The following is a 13,253-nucleotide window of genomic DNA, read 5'->3' as shown; positions in this document are numbered from 1 at the left end:
CTTAAATAAAACAATAGCAAAGAGTAGGTTATTGATTAGACGCTGCAGATAACAGCGTCCTTCTACTCAGATAACGAGAAGGCATCAGCAACGCATGGGTAATCTAGGCATAAAGGGCATCAGTCATGAACTTGGTTTATTAACGGCTTAAATCAGCTGATGTCCGCCTATTACTCCAAACTATATTTTTTGATAGTGAAATTAAACAAATAAACAGAGCAGGTTATCGCCAAAAGAAGCTAAACAATCATCGACCGCCGAACACAATAAAGATCTGATCCTGATAAAGGAAACAGTTTCAAATGGGGTAAATCAACTTGTGACTAATGGTTATTGATTTTCAAATAATTAATCGTCTCAATAGCCACAGTCAAATAATCCACTTTATTTAATAGTTAGAATTTTTACGGCATTAACATCAACCAATACCCACTAAAAATCGTTACTTTATTCTAAATATAAGCAGTGAATAGCTGATTCACTTTCAATCTCATATGTGTTGTGCCAAACAACCTGATTAATGTGTCGCTTTATCTCCCCAAATTTCCTCTAACCTTTGGTCACGACCGCAATTCCAGCGATAAGCATGGTAGCGAATAGGATTGTTCTTATAGTAATCTTGATGGTAACTTTCATCGCCTTTGATAGGGTAAAAAACACTCGATGCTAAAATTGGCGTAACCACTTTCTGGTTAGGAAATTGTTTTTCAATATCGCTTTTAGACTGTTCGGCAATTTGCCTTTCTTTATCATTTGCCACAAAAATTGCGCTTAAATAGCTAGTACCTTTGTCACAGAACTGCCCTCTTGCATCAAAGGGATCAATATTTACCCAGTAATAATCTAATAACTCTTTGTAGCTCACTTTGCTAGGATCATAGGTTATCTGTACCGCTTCAAAATGACCTGCATGGTTACCGTTATAGGTGGGATCTTTTAAGCTTCCACCAGTAAACCCTGATATCACATCGCTAACACCATCAAGCTTTTCAAAATCGGACTCCATACACCAAAAACATCCTCCGGCTAAAATGGTCTTATCTGCCGTGGCGTTAGAAGCATAGGACAATAAGCTTGCTGCCAATATTGTTAGCATTAATATACTTTTCATAACACCCTCCTTATTTTTCGAGATGATGGCCTGCTTGCATCAAACATATGTGCACTACGAAGTTAATAATGTGGAGGTTCACTATGGCAGAAAGCTGTCACTATTACATTGAGTTTATTATTTAGACAAAAGGTCATTGAGATAATCATCAGCATTTTCAGAGTATCAATGACATGCTTGAACATGCCCTCGGGATAAATTGAGAGTATCAATATAGGCATTAGCAGATTCAGTTGATATTGGGTCATATTGGCGAACATTAGTGTCACAAAGATGACGAGATAATCGTTCAAATAAGTATTCAATTACATCACAGGATTATAAAAACATCGCGAAAACTGAACGATATCGATAGGACTTATTATGAATATTGAGATTAGCGATTTAGATAAGCTAAAGCCAGTTAACCTAGCACATCATCAACCAGTCCGACCATAGAATTCCGTAGCGGCTCAAATATGAGTTTTAGATGCAAAAAGGCACAACCTTAAGTTATAAGGTTGTGCCCGTTAACACTTTTGTCAGCATCCTGCTGAATATTTGCTCCCTGCACACCATCCATGTAAACATGCTTCCTGCAGTCCTTTTCCCTGTTCTCATTTCCTTGTCTATTTGTGTAATACAAACAAACTCATGAGTGTCACTCCTTTGAACAGCCTATCCATTGACTGAGCGGTAAATCTATTCAATCCGTTGAATCTATCCATGCTGCATCCTGCAGCCCTATCCTTGTTATCCTTGTGTCAACAGCATGACTGTTTTCACTCATCCTTGATTCGGCTATCCATTTGCCGAGCTTATGCTCAATCCGTGAGCGTGTCCTAATAACATCCATGATATTCTTAAGCATTAATTGTCTTATTTCTCATCCTAAGAAAACCAACAAATAACTCGCTTTCGATAACTACATTCTAATCAAAACCAGCTCGATGAAAAGTCACTCAACATCATTGAAATAGATGCTTAACATACCGACACTCAAGAAAAAACATGTAATACTATGATTTTTATATATTAAATATAATTAATGACGTTAAACGCTGACAACTTTAGATAAGATCCCTTACATGCTTGTAGGATATGGCTTACAAAAGCATGAGCAGGTTATTACTATCGGATTGATTTTCGCCACAGGCGCATTATCATCTGCCCAAACATGACCCAATCAGCCCACAAACTATAAAGCGGATAAGTGAATGTAGCAGGCCTATTTTTTTCAAATAGAAAATGCCCTAACCATGCAAAGCCATAACCCACAACGGGCAGCCACAATAATTGCCACCAATGCTGATTAATCAAGGTACTCACAATGATAACCAAAATAATGCTACTGCCAATATAATGCAGCCTTCGACAAATAGGGTTTTGATGTTGCGACAGATAAAATGGGTAAAATTCTGTAAATGAAGAATAACGTTTAGGTTCCACTATTCACTCCTTAATTGATAATCCGCAAATGATATGGCCCGATGAGTATTCAATTATTTTACGCTGGCTTTACACTTTACTGTAAAACAGAATTTCACCTTCTATATTACCGATGCTAACGTTAGCAATACTGCTAAACCCTTGTGTTACCAAAGCCCGATGATGTGATGGATGACTAACAAACACGCCTACTCCATCGAGATCAGGTTGTTCATCACACCAACTCAATACCGCTTGAATTAACTTAGCCCCATAACCTTTTTGCTGCTCATTTGGTGATATAGCAATAAATTGTAAAACACCACACTTTTGAGAAGGCAGATGTTCAAGAATGCAGGTTTCTTTTTGCATTAATCCTTGTGTCGATTTCCATCCGGTACCCAGCATCATTTTGAAACGCCAGTGCCAATATCGTCCCTCACCCAGAGGAATGAGATGAGAAATGACACACGCAATTCCGATTAAACGCTCACCATCAAATAAACCGATTAAAGCTTGTTCTTGTTGCCATAACTCATTTAACTCTTCACGGATGGCTGCCCGAAGCTTTTGCTCATATTGTTGTTCATCATCTTGAGCAAGCACGTCAATAAAATAGGGGTCATCATGATATGCGTTGTAGAGAATGGAAGCTGCGACTCTCAGGTCTTCTGCGGTCAAATACACTGCACGAATAGTTTCCAAGGTGTGATTGTCCATTTTTATTCCTTGTTATTGACTCTCTAAACTCAATCTAACTTAACAAGTTTGAAACATTCTACAAGTTTTGTTTACGCATTTAGCCTGTTCGCGGTTGTCATTGCCAGTTGTTTGCTATTTACCTCATCAACGCTGATACTGAATTTGTTTACCACACCATTACAAGGAATCCTTTAAATGGACACTACATCAAATGATCTTAGCCATTTATTTATGCAACTAGGTTTACCGCATGATCAAGTGGGTATCGATGACTTTGTTATGCAAAACAAGCTTGCTAAGCATACGTTAATAACCGATGCAGATTGCTGGAATCCAGGCCAAAAAGCATTTTTAAAAGAGGCATTACGAGAAGACGCCCAATGGTCAGAAGTGATTGACCAATTGGACGTAATGATGCGCGCTGAAATGTAATTAATTTTTGACCTTATAACAGCGCCATTATCTCATCAGATTTGTTTGTAGGCGGTGTTACCCCAACCGACTAAAACATCATCGCGAAACACAATGGGCGTGCATTCATCTTTGGTTGTTTTACCATCGCCTTGCGCCCATTGCGTTCGGTAAAACATGACCTTGATAGACTGTTCCCCTTGGTTTTCAGTCGGCTTAATATAAGCTTCGCTGAAATCGGCGGTGCCCATTAGAGTTATCACTTGATCACTCGTCATCCCCATAGACAGTTTGCTCAACAGTTCACGATTCTTATCTTGTTGAACTTGCCAATAGTCAGCACTTTTAGCCGATTCATGATCACCGACACTGATAACACAACCACTTAGCCCTACTGATGTGGCGATAATTAATCCTGCTGTGATAAGTTTTAATTTCATGTTGCATCCTTTTTGTTAAAATAAAATCCGCATTGTATTTACAGTTCCTTTAAGCCAGAATCGTGCCAAAAAATAAAATACTGATTTGTATGCCTTTATTTTTATATTTAATAAGAATTAGTTAATCTCACACCACCGAATTAAGGAATTTAACCAACAATGAGTCCAATTGAGCAAGTACTTGCCGCGGCTAAATCGATTGCTAACAATGGAAATACTCCCTGTTTGGCACTGATTAAAAGCCGTTTAGGAAATAGCATTCCAATGCCTACCCTAATCCAAGGTTTACAACAGTTTAAGGCGTTGCCAAAATCCGAGTGGCAACACATACCAGAATTAGCCGATATTGTCGCTGTGGCTGACCAACCTGCAGATAATAACGTGGATCTTACCAATGTTATTCAGCAGGTCATGAGTCTGCAACAACACGTCACACTGCTCACTAAGCGAGTCGAACAGCTAGAAAATCAATTACAAGACAATGCCATTCAAAGCAATATCATTATTAATAAGGCAGACCAATAGATGTTTGTTACTGAACTGCGCTTTGAATGTTTTGCCGACACAACAATTGATACCGTAGAAAAAGCCATCAACGCTTTTCTTGAAGCCCTAAGGGCGAATGGACAAATTTTAGGCAGGGAGTTTGCCGTCGCTTTTAATGATGGTGAATTTAGAGTTCGCCTGTTGTTACCCGAAAAAACCAGCCTGGCAAATCGTTATCATAGCCCGTGGGTAAAGGTCACTTTAGCCGGATTAACCGCGGCCAAACTATTGGCTCCTAGAGAAAAGTTCATCGGCCAAGACATTAACTCTGAAGTTAGCAGCACAGAGACACCATCATGGCAGGTGTTGTATACCAGTTATGTTCATATGTGCTCACCGCTACGTAATGGCGATAATCTCCTGCCAATCCCCCTGTATCAATTACCTGCGACCTTCAATGGCGATCATAAACGCATTATAAAATGGCAAACAGAATGGCAAGCATGTGATGAGCTACAAATGGCGGCTGCCACTAAAGCTGAATTTGCCGCATTAGATGAAATCACTCGAGTAGACAGCGACCTGTTTAGACGAGGTTGGGATTTACGTGGCAGAATAGAGTTTTTAACGCAAATACCAACTTACTATTATCTGTATCGTGTCGGTGGTGAGTCGTTAGAAAGCGAATTGAACCGAGCTTGCCCACGTTGTGGTTCACATCATTGGAAACTTGAACAGCCTTTGTTAGACATGTTTCACTTTCGCTGCGAGCCATGCCGCATAGTGTCTAATATATCTTGGGACCATCAGTAAATGGAATTACTTCATTGAGTTACAAACAAATTATTTCTTATTACCGAGATTGCTACAAGGAAGATAGTGCCTCCATTAATCTTTGGAACGTCAATAAACTTAAACAAGAAGACCGTTTAATTCTTCAAGGTAAAGATGAACTAGGCACAGGTTTTTTACCTCGGCTACCTATCCCCGAAGAATTTGCCGCCCCAATGTTAAAACGGGTAGCAATGTATCAAAGAGAAAGAGTATTACTGTATGCACGGTTCTTGTTTGTCGGCAAAGTCACCATAAAAGGCGAGCTTAAAACGGTGGTATCGCCTTTGCTCTTTAGCGAAGCCACCATTGAGCAGGATAATGGTAATTGCTATTTTTCTACCCAAGTCGATGAAACTGAAATCAATGAAGCCTTACTGCAACAATTACTCCCAGAAGATAATGCGCTAGCAGAATCGCTTTTTACTGAAGAGACTCGCTCCGCATCATTTTGGACCTCATATTTTAGTAATAATCATATTGAAATAAGCTCGCTTGAATTACTCCAATATCCGAAGCTTGCTCAATACAGTGACATCAAAAAAGCACTGACAAAAAAGATCCCCAGCTTATTACCCATTTCCATGTTAATTTTTGTTGAAAGATCAAAAAGTAGCCGCGGCGTACTTCACGAATTAGACACTATCATCAATGCTAATCAGCTATCAGCCCCTATCGGTAAGCTCTTTAACCATACAATGGCAAAGTCGAACAAGGTTTCCAAACCTGCGAAGCTCAAGTACGACTTTTTGCCTGGACTATTATCTGGCCCACAAAAGAAAGTTATCGCTATCGCCGCTAACAACAGTCTAGGTTGTGTGTCTGGCCCACCCGGCACAGGTAAAAGCTATACTATTGCTGCCGTTGCAGCGGAACATATGGCTCGCGGAGAGTCGGTGTTAATTGTGGCCAATAATGAAGTGGCCCTTGATGTTATTGCAGACAAATTGGCGAGTAACTTTACCTTAGGCGATGTTTCAATTAAGGCCGGACAAAAAGCCTTTTTAAAGCAGCTAAAAGACTATACCGCTGATTTGTTAGCCGGTTACTTTGCAGATGACTTGGACAACAGCCCCAAAGCAAATGAACAAGAAATTAACCAGCTAAATCGATTGCTAGGTATATTAGAACATCGTTTTATGGCTTTCAGCCAAAAAGCCATCAGCCGAGGCTTGCGGTTGCACCAACTTGAGTTACAACAATCGAAGTGGTTAAAGCGCGCTTATCTGTTTTTTATTCAAGGATCAATAAACCAATGGCACCATCAATGGCATGCATTAGATACCATTAACAAACGCACCATTGAACGTGAAACACTTGCTTCTGACTATCTCAATGCACTTAAAAAAAACAACTTAAAAACATTAGTCAGCCAACACCGAAAGTCTCTTCAAGCATTTAACCAAGCAATACGCAGTCGAACCTCCAGTAAACAACTCGCCCAGTTTGCGAAGATTGAATATGCCAAGTTATTTGCTGCATTTCCCATCTGGTTGGTGAGCTTAAATAGCCTGCACAAAGTATTACCACTTAACAGTGAAATGTTTGACTTAGTGATTATTGATGAAGCCACGCAATGCAATATTAGCAGTTGTTTACCGGCCTTATATCGTGCAAAACGAGCACTGATTGTTGGCGATACCAAACAATTAAAACACTATTCATTTTTAGCTAGAGCTAAGCAGAATCAATTATTAAGCAAAAACAACGTGCCTGAAAACAACCAGAGCGCCATCAGTTATCGAGATAATTCTATCTTAGATTTAGCCCTAAAAACCTTAAACACCGATAAAGAGCTGGCCTTTCTAGATGAACATTTTAGAAGTAAACCTGAACTCATCCATTTTAGTAATCAGTCTTTTTATCATTCAAGATTAAAAGTCATGCAACACCGACCTTGTACTAGCTCAGGCCATTTGCACCTTCATCGACTAAAGGGGGTCCGCGACACATCCGGCGTAAATCATCAAGAAGCACAATGCATCCTAGCTGATATTCAAGCTCAAATAACAACCGACAATAACACTGGCATAGCTCACAGTATCGGAGTCATCTCACCTTTCAGCGCTCAAGCAGAACAGATTGCCGCACTGATTGAACAGCATATTCCTCAAGCCGATATCATTAAACACAGTATTCGCGCTGCTACGCCGTTTGGTTTTCAAGGTGAAGAACGAGATATTATGTTGATTTCGTTTGCAATTGATAATAACAGTAAACATGCAGCAGCCTACCTAAACAAGGCCGATGTATTTAATGTCACCATTACCAGAGCACGTCAAAAACAGTCGTTATACCTGTCAATTGATGACTCACAATTGCCAGAAAATAATCTACTGCGGCGCTATATAGCATCAATGACCACTTTTCATGCCGAGCATAGCGTTACCTCAGAAATAGACGCATTTCAACAACAAATCATTGCAGCATTACAAGAGCAACAAATAGAAACATGGCCGGGTTATGCCATTGTTGGCACAGAAATAGATATTTTATGTCGTTATGCTAACAAGTACCTTGCCATCGATCTTATTGGCTTTCCTGGACCATGGGCTAATTTTTTCGAACTGACAACCTACAGGTTATTTGAAAGAGCAGGAGTTGAAATATTGCCATTAAGCTATGGTCTGTGGGTTGTCGATAAGCAAGCATGTATTGATAAAATAAAGTCTACGCTGTTATTACCATGATAAGAAAAGCTAAGCGGGGATGATTTATAGGATTAACCACTGTGGATGCATTAAGTATTGAAACACTCAAAAGAGCATTTCAATACTGCTGATGGTTATTTTTTACGTAAAAAATGTCGTCCCATGGTTTTGATCCGCAGCCAGATCCCAGGATGCTCAGCAACAATCTCAGCTTCTTCTATGGGTTTAACTGGTGGGGTTATTAACGGAGAGAGTTGCTGCAGAAATTCAGTTAATGATGGTGCAATCTGAGTAGTTTGTTTTTCGCCTGGTATTTCTATCCATACGCTGCCATCATCATTGTTTACGGTTAGCATTTCGTCACCATCACCTAACACGCCGATAAACCAAGTTGCTGGTTGTTTGAGCTTTTGCTTCATGATCAAATGACCAATTACATTTTGTTGCAAATTTTCAAAGTCAGCTTGATTCCACGCTTGGATTAATTCACCTTCGCCAAACGATGCAGTAAACGCCAATGGCGCTGAAAAATATTGCCCATAAAATGCATGAATATCTTGGTGTAACTGAATATTTAATGCATGCTCTACATTACTAAAGTCGCCTGTATCATCCCGTTTAACAGGTTGCCAGAATACGATTTTATCGTTATTCGCATCAAATGCACCTTGAATACATACCGAATCCTCGCCCAAAGGATAATAGCGCGGAAATTCAGATAGGGTATCTTGATAAGAATTAAGATATTTTTTAATGAAGCAATCTAATGCAGATGAACAAGACACTTAAGCCACTCGTAGTTTATAATAAAACCATATTTTGACACGGAAACCGATTAGATGACACACAATCACGACCCTTATAGTGACGCTGCAGCATTAAAAGGCCTAACATTAGGCCGTGCAACTGCTTATCAAGCTGAGTATGACGCGTCACTGCTGCAAGGGGTTCCTCGTAAACTTAACCGAGATGCTATTGAATTAAGCGGTGAACTGCCTTTTCATGGTACCGATATTTGGACAGGGTATGAATTGTCTTGGCTTAATGCCAAAGGCAAGCCTATTGTTGCTATTTTGGAAGTTCAGTTAGATATCAACAGTGTCAATTTGATTGAATCTAAGTCTTTTAAACTGTACTTGAATAGTTTTAACCAAACTAAATTTGACAGTGTAGAAGCCGTACAAGAAACCTTAAGCCGTGACCTAAGCACTTGCGCCCAAGGTGAGCTAAGCGTAAAAGTCATTGAGCCTAAGTTTTTTAATCTTGAACGTATCATTGATTTACCGGGTAGCTGTATTGATGAGCTAGACATTGAAGTTAATGAGTACGCCTTTAACCCAGATCATTTATTAGACAGCACAGACGCAGATAAGAATGTCGCTGAGACACTAAATTCTAATCTATTAAAGTCTAATTGTTTAATCACCTCACAGCCTGATTGGGGCAGCGTGATGATCCGTTATCAAGGCCCTAAAATTGACCGTGAAAAACTGCTGCGCTACTTAATTTCTTTCCGTCAGCATAATGAATTTCATGAACAATGCGTTGAACGTATCTTTGTCGACTTAAAGAAATATTGCCAATGCACTAAGCTAACCGTATACGCACGTTATACCCGCCGTGGCGGCTTAGACATCAACCCTTATCGCAGTGATTTTGAAAATCCACCAGAGTCGAACCGTCTAGCAAGACAGTAATTGCTTTTGAATTGACTGCAAAAAAGCCTTTATCTTTGATAAAGGCTTTTTTAATTAATCTACCGATCTTTTTAAGCCATATGATCATTCTTCGCCATTCTCAGTGAAGTGTTAATACTTGCACTAGGTTCTTTTTAATAACACTTTTCGAGCAGTACTCAATGCCATTAAGCCTAGGTTTAAATGAATATAAGGCCTAAATCGATCGGTATATCATGAGCATAATACCTTCTACACACATTGATAATACACATCACAAACATCACTTAATATGGCACAAACTTTTACAATATAGCCTTGTTGTTCGCAACACATTTGAACAATCGCTATGCTAATCTGCAGTCTACTCGACCAAAAATGACTAACATAACCAGAGAGTTCTTATGCTCAAATCACTTTTACATACAGGTTTAATCGTGCTTTTTTTACAAAGCGCCTGCATCTCATCAAACGCTTTTGCTAACGATATCAGACAAATACCCATTGATGAAAAAGTAGTGACCGAGCATAAAGCGAAGATCAATGGTAAAACCATCCCCTATAAAGCCACGACAGGAACTCAACCCGTATGGGATGAAGAAGGTCATCCGACCGCGACCTTGTTTTACACTTATTACCAACGTACTGACGTTAAAGACGACGCTAAAAGACCGTTAATTATTTCATTTAATGGTGGCCCTGGATCTGCCTCGGTATGGATGCACATTGCCTATACTGGACCTAGAGTATTAAATGTGGACGACGAAGGTTACCCACTACAACCTTATGGCGTCAAAAATAACGACAGCTCAATACTGGATATTGCCGATATCGTTTACGTTAATCCTGTTAACACCGGTTACTCAAGAGTATTGCCAAATGATGAAGGCAAAATGCCTTCAAAAGATGAGCAACAAAAAATGTTTTTTGGAGTTAAAGCCGATATAAAATACTTAGCAGAATGGGTCACCACATTTGTATCTAGAAATGAACGCTGGCGCTCACCTAAGTATTTAATTGGTGAAAGTTATGGTACTGCAAGGGTTTCAGGTTTAGCCCTTGAACTGCAGAACAATCAATGGATGTATCCTAATGGGGTTATCTTAGTCTCACCCACAGATCTTGGTATTGAGCGAAATGGTCCTGTAAAGGCAGCTAATCGCTTACCCTATTTTGCCGCTGCAGCTTGGTACCACAAAGCACTTGATACTGATTTACAGCAACAAGATTTAACACCGATTTTAGCTGAGGTAGAGCAATTTACCTTAAATCAATATCTACCAGCACTCGCCAAAGGCAGTTTTATTGATCCAGATGAAAAGCTGCGCATTGCCCAACAAGTTGCTCATTATTCAGGACTTAGCCTAACGGATGTACTGCAAAGTAATTTAGATATCGACACTGATTACTTTTGGAAATCCTTATTGCGTGACCGCAAGCAAACCATAGGCCGTTTAGACTCACGTTATATCGGTATCGATGAAAAAGTCGTTGGCGCAAGTCCTGACTATAATGCGGAGCTTACCTCTTGGCTTCACAGTTTTACTCCAGCAATTAATGATTACCTGCGTACCGAACTGAACTATAAAACTGATATAAAATACAATATGTTCGGACCAGTTCATCCGTGGGATAGAAGCGGTAATAAAACCGGTGAAAATTTACGCTTAGCAATGGCGCAAAACCCATACCTCAATGTGATGATCCAATCCGGTTATTATGATGGTGCAACTAATTATTTTGATGCTAAATACACCATGTGGCAGCTTGATCGCAGTGGCTTAATGAAAGACAGGTTATCATTCAAAGGCTATCGCAGTGGCCACATGATGTATCTTCGTCACGATGACTTAAAGCAATCAAATCAAGATTTGCGCCAATTTATTAACTCCACATTACCAACAGAACAACAAGCGGCAAAATACTAGTCGTGTGAAGAAGGTATTAATTGCGCCAACGAAATTATCGACATCGTTGGCGCTTTTATGTGCAGCAAAGACTGAGATTGCATATCACCAATACACATACTGAAGCGGTAATATGGGCTTAATCGGCCAAAGTAAAACTGCCATTGCGGCTCGTGATAATCGAGCGCTGAAAAATGGATATAATCACTGGCTGCGATAGTAGGATATTGTTCATTAACAGCTTCAAACACGCTATTAGCAGCGAATGTAAACCCAAAAGAGGTTAACGACTGCGCCAGCCCTTTGCCTGTTGCTTTAATAAAGGCCTCTTTCAACGCCCATAAATCAAAAAAACGTTGGCGTTGTAACTCAAGCGGCAATGCCATCAAATCTTCTATTTCAACAGCAGAAAAGTAGTGATTCAAAATAGCTTCTATTTTGGTACTACTGCGTTCACGCTCAATATCAACACCAAATGACAAGGCTGTTTCAGCGGCATATGCTTGCTTATTACTGACAATGCCGATCATTAGCCAATCGCCGCTATGGCTCAAATTAAAATGCAGCCCAGTTTGAACCAATAAGTCTTCGCTAAGCGCCGGTTTACCTTTAGCACCATAGCTAAAACGCCACTCAAAAGGTTTTAGATCACTATGAAGTGACATAATAGCCCGAAGCGCTAAACGCACTTGTAAACCAGTATTGCGCGCCGATTCACTTCTGTAACGACTGACCTTAGCAACCTCGTCATCGGTTAACCAATTTAAGGCTAAACCAGCCTCGTAATCTGCAGCACAAAGGGCACCATCCAGTGGCACAAAATAAATATGTGGCTGAAAAAGCGGCTGAGATGAGTTTATAGGAGATGAAACAGACATTAAAACAAACAAGGCTCTATTAAACGTTAATACCGTTAAATTACCTCAATAATCTCGATTCAGCGAGGAATTTGTCAAACTCCCTGTATCACGGCGGGTACAAGTCAGTATAGTTAACCTGATAATCGTTATGTTAACTTTTACTGTTGATGATTGGCGTTAATTCATCAACAATCGTCACCATAACCACAACATCGAAAGCTTGAACATTTATGCGCATAGTCAGCCTAGTCATTATATTACTGTTATCGTTATTCAGCTCAAACGCTGCATTTGCCCAATGGCACCATCAGCAAAGTGGCGATTAAATCAAGCGAACTCAATAACCCCAAGTTAGAGCGTCAATTAACCTTAGTATTGCGTTCAATCAACTTCCCTGCCGAAAGTGTCGCTGTAATGACCACCATCTGGGCCATTGATTTCTTTTCAAGTTAATTGGCTTTAAAAACCGATGAAATTGTTCCAAAGCCGGTATGAGACAGCTCGTTAGCGGCTTTTTACTCAAATAGTATACCGCTTAATTTAGGGCTAAATAATTGCCATAATAACGCGGTTTCAGGGCAATTACAGCGACGATGGAAGCATTGAAACATAGCCTTAATAATCGTTTTTACCGCTCAGATCTTGTTTTTAGTCTCGGGTGATTGTATCGGAGTGAAACCTCAGGTAATCTGCTTTGTGCTAAAAAAAGCATAAATGGATATTTGGACTCATTTTTTAGCTTATTTAAGTATGAATTAAGTAAGTATGGGT

The 13,253-nt window shown here is 39.8% G+C and carries 13 protein-coding genes; 7 read left to right on the top strand and 6 right to left on the bottom strand.

What is annotated here, in order from left to right; all coding sequences use genetic code 11:
• Positions 1 to 517: 517 nt before the first annotated feature.
• The 3 genes from msrA to ACED29_RS05130 form a co-directional block, all read right to left on the bottom strand.
• Positions 518 to 1,111 carry a peptide-methionine (S)-S-oxide reductase MsrA gene (gene msrA / locus ACED29_RS05140; protein WP_182742990.1) on the bottom strand — a complete coding sequence of 198 codons (594 nt, stop codon included), beginning with the start codon at positions 1,109 to 1,111 and terminating at the stop codon, positions 518 to 520.
• Positions 1,112 to 2,221: 1,110 nt separating this feature from the next.
• Positions 2,222 to 2,539 (bottom strand): DUF962 domain-containing protein, encoded by a 318-nt coding sequence (locus ACED29_RS05135; protein ID WP_124016970.1) that lies wholly within the window; start codon positions 2,537 to 2,539, stop codon positions 2,222 to 2,224.
• Positions 2,540 to 2,608: 69 nt separating this feature from the next.
• Positions 2,609 to 3,238, bottom strand: coding sequence for a GNAT family N-acetyltransferase (locus tag ACED29_RS05130; RefSeq protein ID WP_124016969.1), 630 nt, complete (start codon positions 3,236 to 3,238; stop codon positions 2,609 to 2,611).
• A gap of 177 nt (positions 3,239 to 3,415) precedes the next feature.
• Here ACED29_RS05130 and ACED29_RS05125 point away from each other — a divergent pair, with 177 nt between their 5' ends.
• Positions 3,416 to 3,652 (top strand): DUF2789 domain-containing protein, encoded by a 237-nt coding sequence (locus tag ACED29_RS05125; RefSeq protein WP_124016968.1) that lies wholly within the window; start codon positions 3,416 to 3,418, stop codon positions 3,650 to 3,652.
• A 35-nt stretch (positions 3,653 to 3,687) separates the two neighbouring features.
• Here ACED29_RS05125 and ACED29_RS05120 read toward each other — a convergent pair whose 3' ends face one another.
• Entirely contained in the window at positions 3,688 to 4,071 is a 384-nt protein-coding gene (locus tag ACED29_RS05120; RefSeq protein WP_124016967.1) for a DUF3192 domain-containing protein, read from the bottom strand.
• A gap of 159 nt (positions 4,072 to 4,230) precedes the next feature.
• On the opposite strand from ACED29_RS05120, the gene ACED29_RS05115 reads away from it, so the two are divergent.
• Genes ACED29_RS05115 through ACED29_RS05105 form a run of 3 tightly spaced genes read left to right on the top strand, consistent with a single transcriptional unit; the run spans position 4,231 to position 8,078 of the window.
• Positions 4,231 to 4,596 (top strand): hypothetical protein, encoded by a 366-nt coding sequence (locus tag ACED29_RS05115; protein ID WP_371697186.1) that lies wholly within the window; start codon positions 4,231 to 4,233, stop codon positions 4,594 to 4,596.
• The gene (locus ACED29_RS05110; protein ID WP_124016965.1) at positions 4,597 to 5,370 is read left to right on the top strand and encodes a Zn-ribbon-containing protein; all 774 of its coding nucleotides are present in this window, start codon (positions 4,597 to 4,599) and stop codon (positions 5,368 to 5,370) included.
• Positions 5,371 to 5,384: 14 nt separating this feature from the next.
• Positions 5,385 to 8,078, top strand: coding sequence for a DEAD/DEAH box helicase (locus ACED29_RS05105; RefSeq protein WP_371697185.1), 2,694 nt, complete (start codon positions 5,385 to 5,387; stop codon positions 8,076 to 8,078).
• 95 nt (positions 8,079 to 8,173) lie between these two features.
• On the opposite strand, the gene syd is transcribed toward ACED29_RS05105, so the two are convergent.
• Positions 8,174 to 8,824 (bottom strand): SecY-interacting protein, encoded by a 651-nt coding sequence (gene syd / locus ACED29_RS05100; RefSeq protein WP_182757198.1) that lies wholly within the window; start codon positions 8,822 to 8,824, stop codon positions 8,174 to 8,176.
• A gap of 54 nt (positions 8,825 to 8,878) precedes the next feature.
• On the opposite strand from syd, the gene queF reads away from it, so the two are divergent.
• A complete protein-coding gene (queF, locus tag ACED29_RS05095) occupies positions 8,879 to 9,736 on the top strand; it encodes an NADPH-dependent 7-cyano-7-deazaguanine reductase QueF (RefSeq protein ID WP_124016962.1) in 858 nt (285 codons plus the stop codon).
• 383 nt (positions 9,737 to 10,119) lie between these two features.
• On the top strand, positions 10,120 to 11,643 hold the full coding sequence (locus ACED29_RS05090; protein ID WP_182698032.1) for a S10 family peptidase: 1,524 nt from the start codon (positions 10,120 to 10,122) through the stop codon (positions 11,641 to 11,643).
• Here ACED29_RS05090 and ACED29_RS05085 read toward each other — a convergent pair.
• Positions 11,640 to 12,500: a 4'-phosphopantetheinyl transferase superfamily protein gene (locus tag ACED29_RS05085; protein WP_371697184.1), complete on the bottom strand. Its 861-nt coding sequence runs from the start codon at positions 12,498 to 12,500 to the stop codon at positions 11,640 to 11,642. The two genes, ACED29_RS05090 and ACED29_RS05085, sit on opposite strands and share 4 nt — an antisense overlap.
• Positions 12,501 to 12,797: 297 nt before the next feature.
• On the opposite strand from ACED29_RS05085, the gene ACED29_RS05080 reads away from it, so the two are divergent.
• The gene (locus tag ACED29_RS05080; RefSeq protein ID WP_371697183.1) at positions 12,798 to 12,935 is read left to right on the top strand and encodes a hypothetical protein; all 138 of its coding nucleotides are present in this window, start codon (positions 12,798 to 12,800) and stop codon (positions 12,933 to 12,935) included.
• Positions 12,936 to 13,253 lie beyond the last annotated feature (318 nt).

This window comes from Shewanella sp. 5S214 (genome assembly GCF_041439795.1).
Lineage (GTDB): Bacteria > Pseudomonadota > Gammaproteobacteria > Enterobacterales > Shewanellaceae > Shewanella > Shewanella vesiculosa.
Note: the sequence above shows the minus strand (reverse complement) of the source record. Positions and strands in the feature narration are given on the sequence as shown.

Bases quoted from the DNA above. Each gene is read 5' to 3' on its own strand.
- msrA (WP_182742990.1), bottom strand. From the start codon at position 1,111: ATGAAAAGTATATTAATGCTAACAATATTGGCAGCAAGCTTATTGTCC.
- ACED29_RS05085 (WP_371697184.1), bottom strand. From the start codon at position 12,500: ATGTCTGTTTCATCTCCTATAAACTCATCTCAGCCGCTTTTTCAGCCA.
- ACED29_RS05125 (WP_124016968.1), top strand. From the start codon at position 3,416: ATGGACACTACATCAAATGATCTTAGCCATTTATTTATGCAACTAGGT.
- ACED29_RS05120 (WP_124016967.1), bottom strand. From the start codon at position 4,071: ATGAAATTAAAACTTATCACAGCAGGATTAATTATCGCCACATCAGTA.
- ACED29_RS05090 (WP_182698032.1), top strand. From the start codon at position 10,120: ATGCTCAAATCACTTTTACATACAGGTTTAATCGTGCTTTTTTTACAA.
- ACED29_RS05130 (WP_124016969.1), bottom strand. From the start codon at position 3,238: ATGGACAATCACACCTTGGAAACTATTCGTGCAGTGTATTTGACCGCA.
- ACED29_RS05115 (WP_371697186.1), top strand. From the start codon at position 4,231: ATGAGTCCAATTGAGCAAGTACTTGCCGCGGCTAAATCGATTGCTAAC.
- queF (WP_124016962.1), top strand. From the start codon at position 8,879: ATGACACACAATCACGACCCTTATAGTGACGCTGCAGCATTAAAAGGC.
- ACED29_RS05110 (WP_124016965.1), top strand. From the start codon at position 4,597: ATGTTTGTTACTGAACTGCGCTTTGAATGTTTTGCCGACACAACAATT.